The organism is Microbacterium sp. (assembly GCF_029263575.1).
GTDB lineage: Bacteria > Actinomycetota > Actinomycetes > Actinomycetales > Microbacteriaceae > Microbacterium.
Map to the genome: position 1 here is coordinate 1 of NZ_JAJUFV010000038.1, position 21,885 is coordinate 21,885.

The window sequence follows — 21,885 nt, forward strand, 5'->3', positions numbered from 1 at the left end:
CCCCGAGCTATGGGGCGACCGCACGGAACTGCTGAACGTTACCTTCGCCGCGATCAACACCGCGATCCTCGTCTTCTCCTCCGTGACCTGCCAGATGGGTGTGTTCGCGGCCGAAGACATGCAGCCCTATCGCATCAAGCGAGGCCAGCTCAACGCCGCAGGGCGTCGACGCCTGTTCGGCTGGGGAATGGTCGAGTGGTTCTGGGTCACCTTCGCCCTCGGCGCGATCTTCGTCTCGGGCCAGGTCTGGGAGTACGCTCAGCTGGTCGCTGAAGGCCTCCCGATCCAAGCGGATGCCTATGCTTCCGCCTTCTACATCACAACGGGCTTCCACGCACTCCACGTCACCGGCGGACTCATCGCGTTCCTGCTCGTCATCGGCCGCGCGTACGCCGTCAAGAACTTCCAGCACAAAGAAGCGACCACAGCGATCGTCGTGTCCTACTACTGGCACTTCGTCGATGTCGTCTGGATCGTGCTGTTCTTCGTCATCTACTTCCTGAAATAAGAGCGGAGCTGACCTGCGAAATGGCACGAGAGAAGAAGCATCGCTCGAACGGACGCCGCAGCCCCCTGGCTGCTGCAGCGCTGATCGGAGCTGGCCTGCTCATCACCGGTGGAATCTATGCCGGGGCGACAGCGGCGATGGCAGCCACGGAGCCGACGACATCTGCGAGCACCCAGCTCACCGTCGATGACGGCGAGAAGCTGTTCCAGGCGAACTGCGCCACCTGTCACGGCATGGATCTCCAGGGCACCGACAACGGCCCGAGCCTCTACGGCGTCGGCGAGCTGTCAGTCGAGTTCCAACTGGCCACCGGCCGGATGCCGCTGCAGATGCAGGGGCCCCAGGCTCCGCAGAAGGAGCCGCAGTTCACGCAGCCGCAGATTGAGTCGATGGCGGCCTACGTGCAGTCCGTTGCCCCCGGCCCGTCCTACCCCGCTGACGAGGTCCTCGACGGTGAAGGCGACGTCGCCCACGGTGCCGAGCTCTTCCGTGTCAACTGCGCCATGTGCCACAACGTGGCAGCAGCCGGTGGTGCACTGACCGAGGGCAAATACGCCCCGGGCCTGAAGAACACCAGCGCACTGCACATCTACGCAGCCATGGTCACCGGACCTCAGAACATGCCGGTCTTCGGCGATATGAACCTGTCCGAAGAAGACAAGCGCGACATCATCTCCGCCCTGCTGTTCCAGCAGGAGGCGGTTTCGGTCGGCGGCTTCACACTCGGCTCGCTGGGTCCGGTGTCCGAGGGCTTGTTCATCTGGATCTTCGGAATCGGCGCGCTCGTCGCCATCTCCGTGTGGATCACGGCGAAGTCCAACTGACGCATTTTCACTGAAGAGGAACGTACGAGGAGCACCATGGCACACGACGACGACTCGCAGGCTCTCGAAAGGGCCTACCAGCCCTCTCCGGGGCTGGGTGTCGCAGTCAGCGATCCCGTGCAGAATCCCGGTCTTCCGCCGCACCGCGAGCGGATGACCGATAAGGATCCACAGGCTGAGAAGCGCGCAGCCCGCACTGTCTACACACTGTTCTACCTGTCGCTCGCCGGCAGCATCTGGGCGGTCGCAGCGTACATGCTGTTCCCGATCGAAGATGAGTCGCTGCTGGCGATCCGGTACAACAACCTCTTCATCGGCCTCGGAATCGCCTTCGCGCTGCTGTGCCTCGGAATCGGCGCCATCCACTGGTCGAAGGCGCTCATGTCCGACAAGGAGCACATCGAGCTGCGCCACCCCACGCGGGGCAAGGACTCCACCCGCGAAGCTGCGGTACAGGCGTTCGAGGCCGCCAACGAAGAATCCGGGTTCGGTCGTCGCACGATGATCCGCAACTCGCTGTTCGCGGCCGTCATCGCCTCGATCATCCCCGGCGTCGCGTTGTTCCGCGGCCTCGCGCCGCACAACAACGCAGGCGGGAACCCGATCGCCGGTGACCCTGTCGCCCTGCTCAAGCAGACGATGTGGGAGAAGGGCCAGCGCCTGGTGCGTGACCCCGACGGCACGCCGATCCGCGCAGCGGATGTCACGCTGGGCTCGGCGTTCCATGTCATCCCCGAGAACCTCACCACCCTGTCTCACCACGATGGCTACCTCGAAGAGAAGGCCAAGGCCATCGTCCTGATGATGCGCCTGCGCCCCGAGCAGCTCATCGAATCAGAAGAGCGCAAGGACTGGTCGTACGACGGCATCGTCGCCTACTCGAAGGTCTGCACGCACGTCGGATGCCCCGTGGCACTGTACGAGCAGCAGACACACCACCTGCTGTGCCCGTGCCACCAGTCGCAGTTCGACGTCACCGACCATGCCAAGGTCATCTTCGGACCGGCTGCCCGTCCACTGCCGCAGTTGCCGATCACCGTTGACGATGAGGGCTACCTCGTCGCACGCGACGACTTCAACGAGCCTGTCGGCCCGAGCTTCTGGGAGCGCCATTGAGCACCGCAACGCTGTCCAAAGAGGACACCAAAGACACCAAGCCACCGCTGGGCGGGCGCTTCGTCGGTGGAGCAGCGAACTACATCGATGAGCGCACGAGTATCTCGGGCTTCGTCAAGGAGCTCGGCCGGAAGATCTTCCCCGACCACTGGTCGTTCATGCTCGGCGAGATCGCACTGTGGGCCTTCGTTGTCGTCTTCATCTCCGGTTCGTTCCTGACGTTCTTCTTCCAGGCGTCAATGGTCGAGACGCACTACACCGGTGCCTACGCACCGATGCGCGGCCTCGAGATGACGGCGGCCTTCGAATCAGCACTGCGGATCTCCTTCGACGTGCGCGGTGGTCTCCTGGTTCGCCAGATTCACCACTGGGCCGCGCTCGTGTTCATCGCGGGTATCGGTATCCACATGCTGCGCGTTTTCTTCACTGGCGCGTTCCGCAAGCCGCGTGAGCTCAACTGGGTGATCGGCTTCGTGCTGTTCATCCTGGCGCTGGCTGAAGGCTTCACGGGCTACTCCCTCCCCGATGACCTGCTCTCCGGTAACGGTCTGCGAATCATCGACGGCATGATCAAGGGCATCCCGCTGATCGGCACCTGGACGTCGTTCCTGATCTTCGGCGGCGAGTTCCCCGGCACCGACATCGTCGGACGCCTGTACACGCTGCACATCCTGCTGCTGCCGCTGATCCTCATCGCATTGCTCGCAGTGCATCTCATGCTCATGATCATCAACAAGCACACGCAGTTCGCCGGCCCTGGCCGCACGAACGACAACGTCGTGGGCTACCCGATGATGCCCGTCTACATGACGAAGATGGGTGGCTACCTGTTCCTGGTCTTCGGCACGATCGTACTGATCGCCACGTTCTTCCAGATCCTTCCCTTCTGGGAGTACGGTCCCTACGACCCGTCACCGATTTCTGCAGGAACGCAGCCGGACTGGTACATCGGCTTCGCCGATGGTGCTCTGCGTCTGGCTCCCCCGAACCTCGACATCGTGTTCCTCGACAGAACGCTGTCGCTCGGAATTCTGATCCCCGTCCTCGTGCTCGGATTGTTCATCGTGGCCGTCGCGATCTACCCGTTCCTCGAGGCATGGATCACCGGCGACAAGCGCGAGCACCACATCGCACAGCGCCCGCGCAACGCCGCGACGCGTACCGCGATCGGTGTGGCCGGTGTCGTCTTCTACGCGGTCATGTGGGCTGCGGCATCCTCTGACCTGATCGCCACGCACTTCATGCTGACGATGGAGGGTGTGATCTACTCGCTTCAGGCGCTGCTGTTCCTCGGTCCGATCATCGGCTACTTCGTGACCAAGCGCATCTGCCTCGCTCTGCAGCGCAAGGATCGCGAGATCGTCCTGCACGGCTACGAGTCGGGCCGCATCGTCCGCCTCCCCGGTGGGGAGTTCATCGAGGTGCACCAGCCGGTCGACAAGTACGACCGTTGGAAGCTCATCGATGTCGACGTCTACGAGCCTCTCGTGGTGCGTCCGAACGCAAAGGGCCGTATCCCATGGACGGAGAACCTGCGTTCGTCCATCTCACGTTGGTTCTTCGAAGACCGGTTCGCTCCGCTCACGCAGGCGGAGGTCGACGCGGCAGACGCTCACCAGCAGCACGTGACGGCTCACACGGCCGAGGCTGAGGCTGAGGAGATCCAGGGCGCTCACGAGCGTGCTGGAGCCGCCGACGCCCCTCTGACGCCCAACTCTGAGACTCACGTCGACGAGACAGCGAACACTCCGAGTTCCGTGATCGCGACGGAGCCCGCCACGAAGCCCAACAAGAAGAAGTCGAAGGACAGCGAGTAGCCTCGCTCCCCCACAAACAAGGGTCGCGCCCGATGGGCGCGGCCCTTGTTTCTTGCGCTGACGTCATGCACGGGGTGCCCGCGTCCGGCAGGAATATGCTGGTCACATGATCGATCGTGCTGACTTCTTCGCCGCAAAGCTCGCCTACGAAACCGATGGCAGCGATGTCTACACCGCCCAGAAGGCCGGGGAGGACATCGTCGTCATCGATGTGCGCTCCGACGAGGCATGGGCGCAGGGGCGCGTTCCTGGCGCCGTGCACATGCACTACAGCGAGATCGCCACGCGTGCACCCCAGGAGCTCGATATCGACGCGAACGTCGTGGTGTATTGCTGGAGCCCCGGTTGCAATGCCGGCGCCAAGGGTGCGCTGGAGTTCGCCAAACTCGGCTACCACGTGCGCGAGATGATCGGCGGCTTCGAGTACTGGGTACGCGAGGGTTACCCCGTCGAAAACCACGACGGCGTGCACCGCCGCCCCATCGACCCCCTCACCGGAGTTCCCCGCATTCGCACCCGCGCCTGAATCGAAGCACAGCCGCGCGTATCAGTCAGCGCAAATCCCGGATGCTCTTCGTGTCAACCGATGCCCACCCAGTCGGCTGGTTGACCGGCTTCGGCACGCTACTGGTCGTTGAGGAAGTCAGCGACGACGAACTGCTCGACACGTTCTGCGGGTCGAGCAGCGACCACATGCCTGTTCCGGCGTTGACGGCGTGGATGAAGACCAGTGGACGACCCTCGCCATGGCTCTCGTAGCAGATCGGCGTGCCGCCTCAGCCCAGCGTAGGTATCCGGGCTCTGCTCCCTCGTCATCGCTGGCAGCACCAGCTACACCCAGTAAGCGCGAGTCGGTGTACTGGCGATGCGCGTTGGTGCGAACGTCAGCGAGCGAAGTACCCGCGGTAGTACTCGTACACCCAGCCGACGATCGCCACCACGAAGATGGCGAGGCCGATCGGCAACAGGAAGTGACCGACCGCAAGGCCGAGCAGGAACACCGCGGCGGCACCGGCAAGCACAATCGGCCACCAGGACCACGGGCTGAACTCGCCGAGCTCCGGGTCGCCGTCGTCGATGTCGGAGGTCAGGATGTCTTCGGGTAGCTCCCCGCCCTGCGACTTGTGGACACGCGCGAGATAGACCGCGATCATCGCCGACATGCATGCGGCGAACAACAGAGCGATCGTACCGACCCACTCGACCTTCGCCGCCCCGACAAGCTCGGGATACTCTGCGATGTGCCACACGGTGTACGCGGCAGCGACGATGAGGAAGAAGACGGTGAGGACCCACCACAGAACAACATTGGAACGCATTTCCTACTTCGCCTCTCCGCTCGCACCGACGAGTACCGGTTCCGGCGTCCCGACGGGATGCTCGGCAGCCTCCGGGTGGTTCAAATCGAATGCCGGTCGCTCACTGCGAATACGCGGGATCGAGGTGAAGTTGTGGCGTGGCGGCGGGCAGCTGGTCGCCCACTCGAGCGATCCACCGTAACCCCACGGATCGTTGACCATGACGCGCGGTGCCTTGCGGGCCGTGATCCACACGTTCAGGAAGAACGGCAGCATCGAGGCGCCGAGGATGATGGCACCGATCGTCGACACCTGGTTGCCCCAGGTCCAGCCGTCCGCTGCCGAGTAGTCGGCGTAGCGACGCACCATACCGTCGACGCCCAGCCAGTGCTGGATGAGGAAGGTCATGTGGAAGCCGATGAACAGCATCCAGAAGTGCACGTAGCCGAGACGCTCGTTCAGCATACGGCCGGTCCACTTCGGCCACCAGAAGTAGAAGCCGGCGAACATCGCGAACACGACGGTACCGAACACCACGTAGTGGAAGTGCGCGACGACGAAGTACGTGTCACTGATGTGGAAGTCGAGCGGCGGCGAGGCCAGGATCACACCGGTCAGACCACCGAAGACGAACGAGACGAGGAAGCCGAGTGAGAAGACCATAGGCGTCTCGAACGTGACAGAGCCTCGCCAGAGTGTTCCGATCCAGTTGAAGATCTTCACACCCGTCGGCACGGCGATGAGCATGGTCATCAACGCGAAGAACGGCAGCAATACACCACCGGTGACATACATGTGGTGAGCCCACACCGACACCGACAGGGCAGCGATCGCGATCGTCGCGTAGATCAGCGTCTTGTAGCCGAAGATCGGCTTGCGGCTAAACACGGGGAAGATCTCTGACACGATGCCGAAGAACGGCAAGGCGATGATGTATACCTCTGGGTGTCCGAAGAACCAGAACAGATGTTGCCACAGGAGCACACCGCCGTTGGCCGGGTCGTAGACATGTGCTCCGAGCACGCGGTCGGCAGCCGCCGCGAAGATGGCCGCGGCCAGAACCGGGAACGCCATCAGGATCAGCAGGCTCGTGATCAGTGTGTTCCAGGAGAACACCGACATGCGCCACATCGTCAGACCGGGCGCTCGCATCGTGATGACGGTCGTGATGAAGTTCACCGCACCGAGGATCGTTCCGAAACCGGACATACCCAACCCGAGCATCCAGAGGTTTCCGCCGGCTCCGGGTGAGAACGTCGCGTTCGCCAATGGCTGGTACGCGAACCATCCGAACGAGGCCGCACCCTGCGGGGTGAGGAAGCCGGCCACCGCCATGATCGACCCGAAGGTGAACAGCCAGAAGGCGAAGGCGTTCAGGCGTGGGAACGCCACGTCAGGCGCACCCAGCTGCAGCGGCAGGATCGCGTTGGCGAAGCCGGCGAACAGCGGCGTGGCGAACATGAGCAGCATGATCGTGCCGTGCATCGTGAACAGCTGGTTGTACTGCTCTTTCGTGGGAACGATCTGCATTCCCGGCGCAAACAGCTCAGCACGGATGACGAGCGCCATCACACCGCCGAGAAGGAAGAACATCACCGACGCGATCAGATACATGTACCCGATGGTCTTGTGGTCAGTGGAGGTGATCCACTTGACGATGATGTTGCCCTTTTGCTCGGTACGCGAAGCGGTCATCAGAGCCGCCTGGCGTGCCGGCATGGCTGTCGGGCGCGCGCCAGACGCTTCGCCTGCTGCGGAATTCGTCGACATGAGACTTATTCTCCCTCGTCCTCGGCGTCGGTCCCGGTAGACGCCCCTGTGCCCGGGAAGTTACTGAGGCGGTCATAGGCGTCGTTGATGTCGCCGGTGTTGCCTTCGTCGCGAAGCGACTCGATGTATGCGTCGTACTCGTCCTGTTCGACGACCTTCACGTTGAACAGCATCATCGAGTGGTACTCGCCGCAGAGCTCGGCGCACTTACCCGCGTACTCGCCGACACGCGTCGGGATGAAGGACCACGAGTTGTCCTTGCCGATGTACATGTCTTTCTTGTACAGGAAGTCGATGATCCAGAAGGAGTGGATCACATCGCGCGACTGCAGGCTGATGTGGACCTTCTTGTCGACCGGAAGCACGAGCGTCGGCAGCTCTTCGACATCGACGTTGCCGTTCTCGTCAGGCTGGGCTTGGATCCCCATCGTCCAGACGGCATCCGAGAGGTCGTCCTCTTCGCCGTCGTACATGAAGTCGAAGGCCCACTGCTTGCCGATCGCTGTGATCTCAACTTCGGCGTCGTCGCCCCATTGCGTCTCGATCGCGGCCTGGTCGCGGGCAGTGAAGAAGAACATCGCCATCACGAGCACGAGCGGGATCACCGTGTAGAAGATCTCGATCGGCATGTTGTACCGCATCTGCACGGGGAGGCCGGTCTGCCCCTTGCGACGGCGATAGGCGACGGCTGCCCAGCCCATCAGCCCCCAGGTGATGAGCCCGACGATGAGAAGCACGATCCAGGAGTTCGTCCACAGGCTGCCGACGCGCTCGGTCTGGTTCGTCGCGGCGGGGCCGTCTTCTACGAAGCCCGGGAGAAACCCGTGAAGTTCGGTGGGACTACATCCCGCCAGGGCCACGACTGCCGCGATTCCCAGAGGAATGGCGACCCAACGAAGGCGGCGTTTCGAGGGCACGATGCACCTTTCAAAAATACGGACAGGGCTTACCCAAGTCTAGAGCAAGCTCACACCTGATTCATGCCAACCACGCAGGGAAGGCACGGCTGGCGTTCAGTGGAAGCTGTCGCCGCAGGCGCAGCTTCCGCCGGCGTTCGGGTTGTCGATCGTGAATCCCTGCTCGGAGATCGTGTCCTTGAAATCGATCGATGCGCCATCGAGGTAGGGAACGCTCATGTTGTCCACGATGACCTCGACGCCATCGAAGTCGACCGTCTCGTCGCCGTCGAGGTAGCGCTCGTCAAAGTAGAGCTGGTAGATCAGCCCGGAGCATCCGCCCGGCTGCACCGCCACCCGCAGACGCAGGTCATCGCGTCCCTCCTGCTCGAGAAGGTTCTTCACCTTGGTCGCTGCCGCATCGGTGAGCTTCACATTGTGTGCGGCTGCGGTCTCCGTGGTCAGTATGGTGTCGCTCATGTCGCTCCTCGTGACGGGCCGCGCTGGCACGCGGCGGGTTGATCTGATTCTACCTTCGGACGCTCGAAAGGGCGCCGTTCACGCGGTGATGGTGTTCATCCGCGTGAGCATCAGCGCCTCAGTCGCAACCGCGTGACGGAACGTGTCCAGGTGCAACGATTCGTTGGGGCTGTGTGCACGCGAATGCGGATCTTCCACGCCGGTGACGAGGATCTGCGCGTCCGGGAACTCACGGACGAGGTCTGCGATGAACGGAATGGAGCCGCCGACGCCGAGATCGACCGGGTCCACACCATAGCCGTCAGCCATGGCCTCGCGGGTGAGAGAGACCGCCCACCCGCTGGTGTCGACGAGGAATCCGTCGCCCAGGTCGGCATCCGAGAACGACAGCTCGGCCCCGAACGGAGCGTGTGCGCGCAGGTGCCGCTCCAGGGCTCGGTAGGCGTCGTCAGCAGATTGCCCCGGTGCGACGCGGGCGCTGATGACGACCGTGACCTCGGGCGAGAGCGTATTGGACGCGGCATCCACGCTCGTCGCGTCGATGCCGATGACCGTAATAGCCGGTTTGTTCCAGATCCTGCTCAGGATGCTGTCGCGGCCGATCGGCGAGACGCCCGGCAGCAGCCCGGTCTCCGCGCGCAGCGTTTCTTCGGAGTAGTCGGGTGTCGCGGCATCACGCTGCGTCAGCCCTTCGACGGCGACCGCGCCGTCGTCATCCCACAGAGTGGAGAGCAACCGGACCGTCGCCATCATGGCGTCGGGCACTGCCCCGCCGAACATGCCGGAGTGCGACGCGTGATCGAGCGTTCGCACCTTCATCGTGAAGCGCGCGTTTCCTCGCAGTGAGACCGTCAGGCCGGGTGTCTTGGAGTCCCAGTTGCCCGAGTCGGCGACGACGATCGCATCGGCGCGAAGGGCATCGATGTTGTCGCTGAGGAACTGTGCGAACGAGCGGGAACCATACTCTTCCTCCCCCTCGATGAACAGAGCGACGCCCAGTTCAAGATCATCACCGAGTACCTCACCGACCGCACGCAGCGCGGAGATGTGTGCCATGACGCCCGCCTTGTCGTCGGCGGCGCCGCGGCCATAGAGGCGACCGTCACGAACGGTCGGCTCGAACGGGGGCGTCTCCCACAGCTCGGAATCTCCCGGAGGCTGCACATCGTGGTGCGCGTACAGCAGGATGGTCGGCTTGCCGCCGCGAGCGGCGCGCGTGGCGAGCACCGCGGGCTGGCCGTGCTCGTCTGTGCCAGGGATCGCTGCGGTGAGCACACGGACCTCGTCGAAGAGCCCGGTGTCCTCGGCCAATGTCGCGATCTGCGCGGCGCTGCGCTGAAGCTGCGTCTGGTCGAACGATGGCCAGGCGATACCCGGGATACGCACGAGCCCGCCGAGATCGGACAGCGCCGAGGGGATGCCCATCGCCACGGCTTCAGCGACGGCGGATTCGAGAGCTGGGTCTGCATTGGGCGGCAGTGAAGTCATGCGAGTAATCTTAAGGGTGAACCCTGATTTCTATTCGAGGAGCCCCGTGGCAACTTCCACCCCATCGACGAACGACGACTCCGCAGAGACGCCAGTCGTCGGCAAGGGGCGCGCGACGCCGACCCGAGCTGAGCAGGAGGCCGCACGACGGCGCCCCCTGGTCGCAGACACGAAAGAGGCGCGCGCGGCTGCGAAGGCGCAACTGCGCGAACGACGTGAACGTGCGCAAGCCGGCATGGCCGCCGGTGAGGACCGGTATCTCCCGCCGCGCGACAAGGGTCCGCAGCGTCGTTGGGTGCGCGACTACGTCGACGCGGGCTGGCACATCTCCGAATGGATCATGGGACTCATGGTCGTCGTGATTCTCGTGTCCCTGGTGCCAGACCCCACGTTCTCGTTCTTTGCGTTCATCGGCCTGTGGGCGTACATCGTGGTCGCCGTCATCGACATGGTGCTGCTGGCTCGACGCGTCAAGAAGAAGGCCGCCGCGAAGTTCGGCACGGAGCGGCTGGAGCGTGGGCTCGGCTGGTATGCCGCGATGCGCGCCCTCCAGATGCGCTTCATGCGCCTGCCCAAGCCGCAGGTCAAGCGCGGCCAGTATCCCGAGTGACGCTCAGCCCCGCGTGACCTCAGCGGCGCAGGCCGCGATTGATCTGCCGCGCCCAGAACGGGCCACGGTAGAGGAACGCTGTGTAGCCCTGCACCAGCGTGGCCCCGGCATCCAGTCGTTCCTGAACATCGGATGCCGTCTCCACTCCCCCGACGGAGATCACGCAGAACTCGCGCGGCACGGCTGTGCGCACGAGACGCAGCACCTCCATCGATCGCTCACGCAGGGGCGCACCGGACAGGCCGCCTGCACCGGCGGCTTCGATGACGGTCGGGTCGCTGGTGAGCCCTGACCGCTCGATGGTCGTGTTGTGCGCGATGATCCCGTCGAGCCCTTCGGCAACGGCGAGCCGGGCGATCGCCACGATCTCGTCGTCCGGCAGATCGGGGGCGATCTTAACCAGAAGCGGCGTCTTCCCGGCCGCTTCCTGCACAGCGCGAAGCAGCGGTGCCAGGGTCTCTACCGCCTGCAGGCCGCGCAGCCCCGGCGTGTTCGGCGACGAGACGTTCACAGCCAGATAGTCCGCGAGCGGAGCGAGCTTCGTGGCGCTCGATACGTAGTCAGCCGTCGCGTTCTCGACCTCGACCACGCGGCTCTTGCCGATATTCACACCGATGATCGTCTGAGGTCGGCGCCGTCGCAGTTTCGCCAGTCGTCGAGCTGCGGCATCCGCCCCGGCATTGTTGAAGCCCATGCGGTTGATGACGGCACGATCGGGAACCAGCCGGAACAAGCGCGGGCGCGGATTGCCATCCTGCGGGATCGCGGTGATCGTTCCGACCTCGACGTGTCCGAAGCCCAGAGCGCCGAGACCGCGCACGCCCACGGCGTTCTTGTCGAATCCCGCGGCGACGCCGAAGGGCGAATCGAACGCGAGCCCCAGTGCACTGACGCGCTGATGGGGCTGCGGCGCCGTCACGGCCCGAGTGATCCACGAGAACGGGCGCACGCCGAGTACGCGAATCACCGCCATAGCGGCGTGGTGGGCGAACTCTGGATCGAAACGCGAGAGAACAGCGCGAAAGAGCAGCGGATACATCCCTGCCAGATTACCGGTCGGCGGGCTCCTGCTTTGCCTCGACGTGATCTGCCCGCAGGTCGGTGATGGCGCTCTCGAAATCGTCGAGGGAGTCGAACGCCTGATAGACGCTCGCGAAGCGCAGGTACGCCACCTCGTCAAGGTCGCGCAGCGGCCCCAGAATGGCCAGACCGATCTCGTTCGTGTCGAGCTGCGACACGCCTGTCTGACGCACAGCTTCTTCGACGCGCTGGGCGAGCACGGCCAGGTCGGCCTCGGTCACCGGACGCCCCTGACAGGCTTTCCGCACGCCCGATATCACCTTGTCACGACTGAACGGCTCCATGACGCCCGACCGTTTGATCACGTTGAGCGATGCCGTCTCGGTCGTACTGAAGCGCCCGCCGCATTCCGGACACTGACGGCGACGACGGATAGAGAGCCCGTCATCGCTGGTGCGCGAATCAATCACGCGAGAGTCAGGATGGCGGCAGAAGGGGCAGTGCATGGTGTCTCAGCGTAGTCGTTCAGCCCTCGATGCCCGGGAACCGCGCCTCGACGGCGTCGCCGTGGGCCGGCAGCTCCTCCGCCTGAGCGAGCGCGACGACTCCCGCTCGTGCTCGCGCAAGAGCGTCGTGATCGTACTCGATGATCTGTTGCGGACGCAGGAACGTATAGGCGCCGAGCCCGGAGGCGTAGCGAGCCTGTCCCCCGGTCGGCAGCACGTGATTGCTGCCGGCCATGTAGTCACCGAGGCTGACCGGCGTCTGGTCGCCGATGAAGATCGCACCGGCGCTCGTATAGCGGGATGCCGCGGCTGCGGCCTCCGCGAGGTGAAGTTCGAGATGCTCGGGCGCATAGGCGTTACTGAAGGCTTCAGCCATCGCGGCGTCGTCGACCAGCACGATCGCTGACTGCGGCCCGGCCAACGCCGCGGCGACGCGCTCGGCGTGAATTGCTTCAGCGGCCAGCCGCGCGACCTCGGCAGCCGCCCGCTCTGCGAGCGGCGCGGAATCGGTGACGAGAACAGCAGATGCCTGCTCATCGTGTTCAGCCTGACTGATCAAGTCGGCGGCGATGAGGGTGGCATCGGCTGCGGCATCCGCCACGATGAGGATCTCGGTCGCTCCCGCCTCAGAGTCGGTGCCCACGACGCCGGCGACGGCACGCTTTGCCGAGGCGACGAAGTTGTTCCCCGGCCCCGAGACGACGTCGACGGGGTCGAGCTCGAGGCTCTCGATGCCATAGGCGAAAGCCCCGATCGCGCCGGCACCGCCCATGGCGTACACCTCATCGATGCCGAGGAGCGCGGCGGCCGCCAGAATCGTCGGGTGCACGCGCCCGCCCTGATCAGCCTGCGGCGGGGAGGCAAGAGCGATGGACGCCACACCCGCGACCTGCGCGGGGACCACGTTCATGACCACGCTGGAGGCCAGTGCCGCCTTGCCACCGGGAATGTACACACCAGCACGCACGATCGGCTGCCAGCGCTGCGAGATACGCGCGCCCGGTCCGATGTCGGTCGTCTGAGGCGCCGGCACCTGCGCAGCCGACCCCAGACGAACGCGCTCGATCGCTTCCTCAAGAGCGTGGCGGACCTGCGGGTCGACCGCGGCCAACGCCTCGGCCAGGTGATCTGCCGGCACACGAAGGGCGTGACCTGTGACCCGATCGAAGCGCTCGGCCTGATCGCGAAGCGCGCTCTCGCCGTCGAGACGCACGTCGTCGACGATGCGCGTAGCCGCCTCGAGCGCGGCGGCTCTCGCCTGTGCGGCGCGCGGCACAGCGGCCAGCATGGCGGCGGGCGAGAGGCGCCGCCCTCGCAGGTCGATCGTGCGCACGTCAGCCCTTCGTCACGTCTGTGATGTCATGCAGATAGCCGATGCGGCCGTCATCATGACGCACGACATATGCTCCGCCGCGGTCTTCGATGACCAATGCCCATGCCGTCGGGCCGATGCTGAAGATGGGCTCGCCGCGCTCGTCGTGAACGTCACGCTCGGTCGGCGCGAGAGCCCAGAATGGCTGCGTCTGAGCCGGCACGGCGACGGGCCGCGGGGCAGTCTGATCGACATCCTCTCCCGCGGCTTCGTCGCCGACGTCGATGCCGGCGTCGTCGATCTCCGCGTTCGGGGTACGTGCGTATGCCGGAACGTAATCGCTGTCGTCGACGCCGGTCACGGTGCCGAGTTCGCCCGCCGAGACGTGCGCGGTGGTCGGCACGCTCTCCCCGAGTCCGAGCTGTGCCATCTCACCGGCCTGATCGTCTGCGTCGCCGGCGGTGTCGTCCACGGGCGCGGCAGGAGTCGCCGGACGCTCCGCGCGCGGGCGAGCGATCACCGGGCGCACCGGGTTGGCGTTTCGGTGCGCGAGTGTCACCAGGCGTCCACGGAAGTCGTCCTTGATTCCGGGGATGAGCGGAGCGAACACCGTGAGAACGACAAGCGCCAGAAGACCGCCCAACTGCACCCACGGAACCCACACGGGCACGCTGGCACCAGCGAGCGCCGCCGCGACGTATTGCCAGATGCCTTGAGCCCACCACAGCACCGCGACGGAGAAGGCCACGGAGGCGAACTGGTCGATACCCAGTGAGCCGACCCGGCGGATGCCCTCCGGAGAGAAGCGGCGCAACACGATCAAGAAGACGGCGACCGTCGGAAGGCCCAGCGGCAGAATCCACGAGATTCCGCTGACCCACAACACGGGCGACCAGCCGACCGGGAAGAACGAGGTCACGAAGATGACCAGCCATACGCCCACAATGAGAAGCTCGCGCAGAGTGAAGCCCCAGACTCCGTGCTGTGGCACAACATCCTCGTCGTAGAGCACACCGTCCTCTTCTGTGAACGGCTCAGAGGGTGTATCGGTGCTCATAAAGCGCGAATCCTTTCGACATGGTGCGCACAATCGCTTGCTGCGCGTGCAATGCGTCCTGATACTACCCGAGGCAGGTGGGCCCCAGCAGCGACTTCAGGTCACCGAAGAGATCTGCCGACACACGCACCGGCATCGGAACCTCGAAGACCTTCGCCGCCTGCCCCCGATGAACCTTCAGCATGACCTCGGTCTCACCGCTGTGCCGACGCAGCACCTCGGCCAGATCGTTCATGACGGATTCGGTGGCGCGCTGCTCGGCCAACACGAGGGACAGCGGCCCGGCGGTGTCGAAGGATCCGATGTCGGGGGCGAACGCCGACTGCGCATGCAGATTCAGCCCGTCGTCCCGGCGCGAGACGCGGCCGCGAACGGCGAGAATGGCGTCTTGCTGCAGCGTGTGCTGGAACTCGGTATACGTCTTCCCCATGAACATCACGGTGACCTCACCGTTGAAGTCTTCGACAGTGATCATGCCGTACGGGTTTCCGCTTGCCTTGGCGACTCGATGCTGCACGCTCGTCACGAGGCCGGCGACGGTGACCTGGTCACCGTCTTGCAGGTCTTCTGAGGCGAGCAGGTTGTGGATCGAGATGGATGAGTGCTTCGCGAGAGGCACTTCGAGCCCTGCCAACGGGTGATCAGACACGTAGAGCCCGAGCATCTCGCGCTCGAACGCCAGTTTGTCTTTCTTGATCCATTCCGGCCGTTCGGGAACCTTGGCCGGAACCGCCTCTTCGACCGCGTCGTACAGGCTGTCGAAGTCGAAACCGATCGCGCCCTGCGCTTCGTTTCGCTTCTGGTCGACAGCGGCTTCCGTCGCGTCCTCGTGGATCTCCATGAGCGCGCGACGGGTGCTGCCCATCTCATCGAACGCCCCCGCTTTGATCAGAGACTCGACGGTGCGCTTATTGGAGACATGCAGCGGCACCTTCTTCAGGAAGTCGTGGAAGGAGTCGAAGTTCTCTTTCTCCCGCGACGCGATGATCCCGTCGACGACGTTGCTGCCGACGTTGCGCACAGCTCCGAGGCCGAAACGGATGTCTTCGCCGACAGCGGCGAAGTAGTTGATCGACTCGCGCACGTCCGGCGGCAGGACCTTGATGCCCATCCGTCGACACTCGTTCAGGTAGATCGCCATCTTGTCTTTGGAGTCGCTGACGCTCGTGAGCAGCGCGGCCATGTACTCGGCCGGATAGTGCGCCTTCAGATAGGCGGTCCAATACGAGACGAGCCCGTACGCGGCCGAGTGCGCCTTGTTGAAGGCGTAGTCCGAGAAGGGCAGCAGGATGTCCCACAGGGCCTTGACCGCCCCGTCGCCGTAGCCGTTGGCGTGCATACCTGCCTGGAAGCCCTCGTACTGTTTGTCGAGCTCGGACTTCTTCTTCTTGCCCATCGCTCGGCGGAGGATATCTGCTTGGCCCAGGCTGAAGCCGGCGACCTTCTGTGCGATGGCCATCACCTGCTCCTGGTAGATGATCAGACCGTACGACTCGTCGAGGATCTCTTTGAGCGGTTCTTCCAGCTCGGGATGGATCGGTGTGATCGGCTGCATGCCATTTTTGCGCAGCGCGTAGTTGGTATGCGAGTTCGCGCCCATGGGCCCCGGCCGATACAGCGCGATCAGAGCGGAGATGTCGCCGAAGTTGTCGGGCTTCATCAGGCGCATGAGCGAGCGCATCGGCCCGCCGTCGAGTTGGAACACACCCAGCGAGTCGCCGCGCGTGAGCAGGTCGTAGGACGGGCGGTCGTCAAGCTCGAGGTGTTCGAGATCGACCTCTTCACCCCGGTTCGTGCGGATGTTGTCCAAGGCATCCGAGATGATGGTGAGGTTGCGCAGCCCCAGGAAGTCCATCTTGATGAGGCCGAGGCTCTCACACGAGGGGTAGTCGAACTGCGTGACGATCTGGCCGTCCTGCTCTCGGCGCATGATCGGGATGATGTCGAGCAGCGGTTCGCTCGACATGATCACACCCGCCGCGTGCACGCCCCACTGGCGCTTCAGCCCCTCGAGGCCGATGGCCCGATCGAAGACCGTCTTCGCCTCGGGATCGGTCTCGATCAGTGCGCGGAACTCGCTCGCCTCTTTGTAACGAGCATGCGCGGAGTCGAACATGCCATCCAGGGGCATGTCTTTTCCCATCACCGGCGGCGGCATCGCCTTGGTCAGGCGCTCGCCCATGCTGAACGGGAAGCCCAGCACGCGTCCGGCGTCTTTCAGCGCCTGCTTCGATTTGATCGTGCCGTAGGTCACGATCTGTGCCACACGCTCATCGCCGTACTTCTCGGTGACGTAGTCGATCACCTCGCCGCGACGGCGATCGTCGAAGTCGACATCGAAGTCGGGCATCGAAACGCGATCGGGATTGAGGAAGCGCTCGAAGATCAGACCGTGCTCAATCGGATCGAGGTCGGTGATCTTCATCGCGTAGGCGACCATGGACCCGGCGCCCGAGCCACGACCGGGACCGACACGGATGCCGTTGTTCTTCGCCCAGTTGATGAAGTCGGCGACCACCAGGAAGTACCCCGGGAAACCCATCTGCAGGATGATGCCGGTCTCATATTCGGCGCGCTGACGCACCGTGTCGGGGATGCCGTGCGGATAGCGGTAGTGCAGGCCCGCCTCGACCTCTTTCACCAGCCAGCTGTCTTCTGTCTCGCCGTCGGGCACGGGGAAGCGCGGCATGTAGTTCGCCGAGGTGTTGAACTCGACCTCGCAGCGCTCGGCGATCAGCAGCGTGTTGTCGCACGCCTCGGGGTGATCGCGGAAGAGCTGACGCATCTCTTGCGCCGTCTTGACGTAGTAGCCGTCACCGTCGAACTTGAAGCGGTTCGGGTCGTCCATCGTCGCACCCGACTGCACGCACAGCAGCGCGGCGTGCGCGTCGGCCTCGTGCTGGTGCGTGTAATGGGAGTCGTTCGTCGCGACCAGCGGGATGTTCAGGTCTTTCGCGATCTTCAGCAGATCGGTGATGACGCGACGCTCGATGTCGAGCCCGTGGTCCATGATCTCGGCGAAGTAGTTCTCTTTGCCGAAGAGATCTTGGAACTCGGCCGCAGCCGCGCGCGCAGCGTCGTACTGCCCGAGACGCAGCCGGGTCTGGATCTCCCCCGAAGGGCACCCGGTGGTCGCGATGAGCCCCTTCCCGTACGTCTGGAGCAGCTCGCGATCCATCCGCGGTTTGAAGTACTGCCCCTCGAGGCTCGACAGCGAGCTGAGCCGGAATAGGTTGTGCATTCCCTCGGTGCTCTGGCTCCACATCGTCATGTGGGTGTAGGCGCCCGAGCCTGAGACGTCATCGCGCTTCTGATCTGGCGACCCCCAGGCCACGCGTGAGCGATCGCTGCGGTGCGTTCCGGGGGTGACATACGCCTCGAGGCCGATGATGGGCTTCACCCCGGCGGCCTTCGCCGCGTTGTAGAACTCGAATGCGGCGAAGGTGTTGCCGTGATCGGTCACCGCGATGGCCGGCATGCCGTAATCGGCGGCCGCTCGGGTCATCGATGCGATCTTGGCGGCGCCGTCCAACATCGAGTATTCGCTGTGCACGTGCAGGTGAACGAAAGAATCAGATGCCACGTCTTCGAGTCTACGTCGGGGTGCCGACGTCGGCGCCTGTGCCTATTCCTCCACGATGCGCTGATCGGTGTTGGTGTAGACGATCTCGTCGGCGATCGAACCGATCAGCCCGAAGGAGACGTCGATGAGTCCGGGCTCGATCTCTGCCAGCGACGGCGGCGTGTCGAGCCCCAGGGTGAGCGGTTCACCGCCGAGGGCGCTGGCGCTGGCCGATCCGAGGTACACCGAGACGTTTCCCCGCAGCGACATCGTGTCGGCATCCGTGACCAGGCCCGGCTCGTCGGGCGGGCGCACGGTCAGGCTGAAGTCGGTGATCGTGATGCTCTCAGCGCTGATCTTCAGCACACGCACCGTGTCGCCGTCGACCGTGGGGACGCTGACGATCGAAATGCCCCGCAGTCCCGTGAACGACAGCCCACCCGCTCCCATCGCCGCCGGGGTGCCGGTGAAGATTGGCGCGCCGTCATCGACTGGCGCCGGAACCGGCTCCTCCTCGCCGCCGTCATCGGGGCTGGTGTCTTCGTCCGTGTCGGCTTCGTCATCCGGCGCATCCGGCGTCGAAGCATCCGCGGTGTCTTCTGTCGGCGCCGTCGTCTCCTCCGGCAACGGATCGTCTTTCGCATCGTCGGGACACAGAAACGACAGGAAGGAATCGCACAAGCCCGTGTGGCGCGGTGAAGGCGCCGCGTTCACGAGCAGCGGCGCCGTCACCACGAGCGCTGCGACGGCCGCTGCGGCACGACGAGAAGCCCGCCTCACTGATCGCCCTCCTCGGATGTCGGACGCTCCGCCCGCGCGTGTGCGCGCGCCTCGGGGGTCATCCACGCCACCACCAGCACACCGCCGACGCAGGCGAGGATCGTCCCGATGAGGAAACCGCCGAGGTTCACCCCGACGAGCGCGTAGAGCGCCACCGCGAGGGCGATGACGCCGTAGAAGACGTGGTGCGCTGGCATGGTGATCGACAGGATGCCGAGCAGCAACAGCACGATCGGGATGATCGTGGCCTGCAGTCCCTCGATGCCGAGCTGAATCTGCAGGTTTCCGAGGTCGAGCTGCCCCGAGAAGAACATCTCGATGCCGCCGATGGCGACGAGGATGCCACCCACGAACGGACGCTCGCGGCGCCAGGCCGTGAAGCGGTCGCTCTTTCCACCGCGCCGGTCAGATCTCATCGCGCCGGCCGTCTCTGTCAGAAGCATCCCTGCGATCCGTCCGTCAGCTCCAGGCTCATGCCGTTCAGCGTGAAGACCGCGGCCTGGGTGCTCCACGCCGTCTGCTGCAGGCCAGCGATGGAGATCGTGTCGGAGTCCTGCGCGAAGTCGCCCGCGGTGCCCTGGGGTTCGGTCTTCACCGTTGAGGCATCGACGCCGATGCGGATGTTGCTGAAGGAGGCATCGCCCTTCAGACCCGTCATGCCGATCTGAAGATCGCTCGCCGTCGCCGGGGTGTCTCCGCCGCCGGCCTTGATGAGCACGCCGACTGTGCCCAGCGGCGTCTCGCTGACGACCGACTGACACAGGTCGGTGAGCGTTGCGCTTTCGATGTTGGCGATCGCGACCGTGTGGTCGACACCTTCGGAGTCGGTTGCGACACCGGCGTACTGCGAGAAGCCGGTTCCTTCGAGCTGGCTGGCGCCGATCTGGAACTGCGTGCCCGACACGGCGAAGGACACCGGCACAGATCCTTGCGCGACGCCGCCGAGAAGAACAGCCGCGACGATTCCCACGGGAACAGCCGCGAGGGTGACACGGCCGGCATGCGAACGGGTGAGAGACGGAAACTTCATCGATCCTCCTGATCTCGGGCCGTCGTCATCGACGGCACCTGAACGAGCATAATCCTCATTGACTCAGAGTCAATACCGGATCGGCATCGTCTCATTCGCCGATAGGCTGACGGCATGTCCGCCCCGCGCCGCAATCGCCTGACGCCCGAAGAGCGCCGCATGCAGCTGCTCGCGACCGGCGTGAACTTCCTCGCCGACCACACCCTCGACGGGCTCACGATGGACGAGCTCGCCCGCCGGGCAGGTGTTTCGCGTGCCCTGGCGTTCCACTACTTCGAATCGACCCAGGGGATGCACCGTGCCGTCGTGACGATGGCACGGGACGCCATGGTCAGCGCCACAGCCCCCGACCACGATCTGCCGCCGCGCGAACGCATCGACGACACGCTGCTGCGCTTCGCCGGGTTCGTCCGCGAGCACCGCGGCACGTTCTCCTCTCTCGTGCGCGGGATCGCCAGCGGCGACCCCACTGTGCGCGCCGTCGTCGATGAATCACGCGAACTCAACGCCGCGCACCTGCGGGACGCCTTCGGCGAGCTGGGCGTACCGGTGACGCGGGCGTTGACGATCAGCCTGCGCGCCTGGGTGGCGTTCGCTGAGGAAGTGCTCGTGACGACGGCAACGGATGACCGCGCCGACGACTCGGCCATCGTCGAGCTGCTCAGCCGCACGCTCGACGGTGCCGTCGAAGCGGCGCGCGACAGCACGCTCTGATCGAAAGCTCTGACTCCGGGGTCAGTCGTCGCGCAGCGCCTCGAGCGCGTGTGCGAGGTCGGCCGGGTAGGGACTCTCGAATTCGACCCACTCCCCTGACGCCGGATGCGTGAACGCCAGCTTGTGCGCATGCAACCACTGTCGCGTGAGCCCTAGTCGGGCTGACAGCGTCGGATCTCCGCCGTAGAGCGGATCGCCGACGCACGGATGCCGATGGGCGGCCATGTGCACGCGGATCTGATGGGTACGGCCGGTTTCGAGGTGGATCTCCAGCAGCGACGCTCCGGGAAACACCTCGATGGTCTCGTAGTGCGTGACCGAGTCCTTGCCATCGGCGATGACGGCGAACTTCCACGAGTGATTCGGGTGCCGGCCGATCGGTGCCTCGATCGTGCCGACGAGCGGATCGGGGTGGCCCTGTACGACGGCGTGGTAGATCTTCTCGACCGTGCGCTCTTTGAATGCGCGCTTGAGCAGCGTGTACGCCGACTCGGTCTTCGCGACGACCATCAGGCCGCTCGTTCCGACATCGAGACGATGCACGATTCCCGCGCGCTCCGCGGCGCCACTGGTAGCGATACGGAAACCGGCGCCCGCCAGAGCACCGAGCACGGTCGGCCCCTCCCACCCTTGCGAGGGGTGAGCGGCGACGCCCGTGGGCTTGTCGACCACCACGATGTCATCGTCGTCGTAGATGATGCCGAGGTCGTCCACCACGACCGGCACGATCGTCGGTTCCCGCTTCGGCTGCCACTGCACGCTCAGCCAGCCGCCAGCAGAAAGCCGGTCAGACTTCCCGAGGGTCGCGCCATCGACGCTGACGCCCCCGGCTTCGGCGACCTCGGCCGCGAAGGTACGCGAGAAGCCGAGCATCTTCGCCAGCCCCGCGTCGACGCGGACGCCGTCGAGCCCGTCCGGGACAGGCAGCGAACGCGATTCCATCAGTCGCGCTCCGCGTCGGCACGCCCTGACTCGGCTCGCGCCGAATCGGTATCGACGGCCTCGACGTCGGCGTCCGCATCAGCCTCGGCATCCGCCTTCTCGTCCTCGACGTGATCTCGCTCGCGGGTCCCGTCGAAGCGCAGACCGAGCACGAC

General features: G+C 64.8%; 22 protein-coding genes. 8 read left to right on the top strand and 14 right to left on the bottom strand.

The genetic code is table 11. From position 1 onward, the window contains the following. From Q1J95_RS05890 to Q1J95_RS05915, 6 genes are all read left to right on the top strand, one after another. The coding region (locus tag Q1J95_RS05890) for a heme-copper oxidase subunit III (RefSeq protein WP_300266417.1) at positions 1-508 on the top strand (508 nt) is incomplete at its 5' end. Between the two features lie 20 nt (positions 509-528). Next, on the top strand, positions 529-1,332 hold the full coding sequence (locus Q1J95_RS05895) for a cytochrome c (protein WP_300266418.1): 804 nt from the start codon (positions 529-531) through the stop codon (positions 1,330-1,332). Between the two features lie 36 nt (positions 1,333-1,368). Beyond that, positions 1,369-2,448: a ubiquinol-cytochrome c reductase iron-sulfur subunit gene (locus Q1J95_RS05900; RefSeq protein WP_300266419.1), complete on the top strand. Its 1,080-nt coding sequence runs from the start codon at positions 1,369-1,371 to the stop codon at positions 2,446-2,448. Further along, positions 2,445-4,265, top strand: coding sequence for a cytochrome bc complex cytochrome b subunit (locus Q1J95_RS05905; RefSeq protein ID WP_300266420.1), 1,821 nt, complete (start codon positions 2,445-2,447; stop codon positions 4,263-4,265). The genes Q1J95_RS05900 and Q1J95_RS05905 overlap by 4 nt, the downstream gene beginning before the upstream one ends. Before the next feature lie 106 nt (positions 4,266-4,371). After that, positions 4,372-4,791 (top strand): rhodanese-like domain-containing protein, encoded by a 420-nt coding sequence (locus Q1J95_RS05910; RefSeq protein ID WP_300266421.1) that lies wholly within the window; start codon positions 4,372-4,374, stop codon positions 4,789-4,791. Between the two features lie 50 nt (positions 4,792-4,841). Continuing rightward, on the top strand, positions 4,842-5,024 hold the full coding sequence (locus Q1J95_RS05915; protein ID WP_300266422.1) for a hypothetical protein: 183 nt from the start codon (positions 4,842-4,844) through the stop codon (positions 5,022-5,024). 125 nt (positions 5,025-5,149) lie between these two features. Here Q1J95_RS05915 and Q1J95_RS05920 read toward each other — a convergent pair whose 3' ends face one another. The 5 genes from Q1J95_RS05920 to Q1J95_RS05940 form a co-directional block, all read right to left on the bottom strand. Further along, positions 5,150-5,584 (bottom strand): cytochrome c oxidase subunit 4, encoded by a 435-nt coding sequence (locus Q1J95_RS05920; protein WP_300266423.1) that lies wholly within the window; start codon positions 5,582-5,584, stop codon positions 5,150-5,152. Positions 5,585-5,587: 3 nt separating this feature from the next. Then, positions 5,588-7,333, bottom strand: a complete 1,746-nt coding sequence (ctaD, locus tag Q1J95_RS05925) for a cytochrome c oxidase subunit I (RefSeq protein ID WP_300266424.1) — start codon at positions 7,331-7,333, stop codon at positions 5,588-5,590. 5 nt (positions 7,334-7,338) lie between these two features. After that, positions 7,339-8,250, bottom strand: coding sequence for a cytochrome c oxidase subunit II (coxB, locus tag Q1J95_RS05930; RefSeq protein WP_300266425.1), 912 nt, complete (start codon positions 8,248-8,250; stop codon positions 7,339-7,341). A gap of 96 nt (positions 8,251-8,346) precedes the next feature. Further along, entirely contained in the window at positions 8,347-8,709 is a 363-nt protein-coding gene (gene erpA, locus Q1J95_RS05935) for an iron-sulfur cluster insertion protein ErpA (RefSeq protein WP_300266427.1), read from the bottom strand. Between the two features lie 78 nt (positions 8,710-8,787). Then, positions 8,788-10,197, bottom strand: a complete 1,410-nt coding sequence (locus Q1J95_RS05940; RefSeq protein ID WP_300266428.1) for a dipeptidase — start codon at positions 10,195-10,197, stop codon at positions 8,788-8,790. A gap of 46 nt (positions 10,198-10,243) precedes the next feature. Between Q1J95_RS05940 and Q1J95_RS05945 the strand changes: the two genes are divergently transcribed. Further along, the gene (locus Q1J95_RS05945) at positions 10,244-10,807 is read left to right on the top strand and encodes a DUF3043 domain-containing protein (protein ID WP_300266429.1); all 564 of its coding nucleotides are present in this window, start codon (positions 10,244-10,246) and stop codon (positions 10,805-10,807) included. 19 nt (positions 10,808-10,826) lie between these two features. Here the strand turns inward: Q1J95_RS05945 and Q1J95_RS05950 are convergent, their stop codons facing one another. From Q1J95_RS05950 to Q1J95_RS05985, 8 genes are all read right to left on the bottom strand, one after another. Then, the gene (locus Q1J95_RS05950; protein ID WP_300266430.1) at positions 10,827-11,846 is read right to left on the bottom strand and encodes a quinone-dependent dihydroorotate dehydrogenase; all 1,020 of its coding nucleotides are present in this window, start codon (positions 11,844-11,846) and stop codon (positions 10,827-10,829) included. Positions 11,847-11,856: 10 nt separating this feature from the next. Further along, complete coding sequence (nrdR, locus tag Q1J95_RS05955; RefSeq protein WP_300266431.1) at positions 11,857-12,333, bottom strand: transcriptional regulator NrdR; 477 nt, start codon at positions 12,331-12,333, stop codon at positions 11,857-11,859. 19 nt (positions 12,334-12,352) lie between these two features. Beyond that, the gene (gene hisD, locus Q1J95_RS05960; protein ID WP_300266432.1) at positions 12,353-13,666 is read right to left on the bottom strand and encodes a histidinol dehydrogenase; all 1,314 of its coding nucleotides are present in this window, start codon (positions 13,664-13,666) and stop codon (positions 12,353-12,355) included. Between the two features lies 1 nt (position 13,667). Then, a complete protein-coding gene (locus Q1J95_RS05965) occupies positions 13,668-14,702 on the bottom strand; it encodes a hypothetical protein (protein WP_300266433.1) in 1,035 nt (344 codons plus the stop codon). A gap of 64 nt (positions 14,703-14,766) precedes the next feature. Beyond that, positions 14,767-18,285, bottom strand: a complete 3,519-nt coding sequence (dnaE, locus tag Q1J95_RS05970) for a DNA polymerase III subunit alpha (RefSeq protein WP_300266434.1) — start codon at positions 18,283-18,285, stop codon at positions 14,767-14,769. 42 nt (positions 18,286-18,327) lie between these two features. Continuing rightward, complete coding sequence (locus tag Q1J95_RS05975) at positions 18,328-19,044, bottom strand: hypothetical protein (RefSeq protein WP_300266436.1); 717 nt, start codon at positions 19,042-19,044, stop codon at positions 18,328-18,330. Beyond that, complete coding sequence (locus Q1J95_RS05980) at positions 19,041-19,487, bottom strand: DUF6114 domain-containing protein (RefSeq protein ID WP_300266438.1); 447 nt, start codon at positions 19,485-19,487, stop codon at positions 19,041-19,043. Before Q1J95_RS05980 ends, Q1J95_RS05975 begins: the two co-directional genes overlap by 4 nt. Then, the gene (locus Q1J95_RS05985) at positions 19,478-20,074 is read right to left on the bottom strand and encodes a DUF6230 family protein (RefSeq protein ID WP_300266439.1); all 597 of its coding nucleotides are present in this window, start codon (positions 20,072-20,074) and stop codon (positions 19,478-19,480) included. Before Q1J95_RS05985 ends, Q1J95_RS05980 begins: the two co-directional genes overlap by 10 nt. 114 nt (positions 20,075-20,188) lie before the next feature. Here Q1J95_RS05985 and Q1J95_RS05990 point away from each other — a divergent pair, with 114 nt between their 5' ends. Next, positions 20,189-20,788, top strand: a complete 600-nt coding sequence (locus tag Q1J95_RS05990) for a TetR/AcrR family transcriptional regulator (RefSeq protein ID WP_300266440.1) — start codon at positions 20,189-20,191, stop codon at positions 20,786-20,788. 21 nt (positions 20,789-20,809) lie between these two features. On the opposite strand, the gene Q1J95_RS05995 is transcribed toward Q1J95_RS05990, so the two are convergent. Beyond that, entirely contained in the window at positions 20,810-21,730 is a 921-nt protein-coding gene (locus tag Q1J95_RS05995; RefSeq protein ID WP_300266441.1) for an RluA family pseudouridine synthase, read from the bottom strand. Positions 21,731-21,885 lie beyond the last annotated feature (155 nt).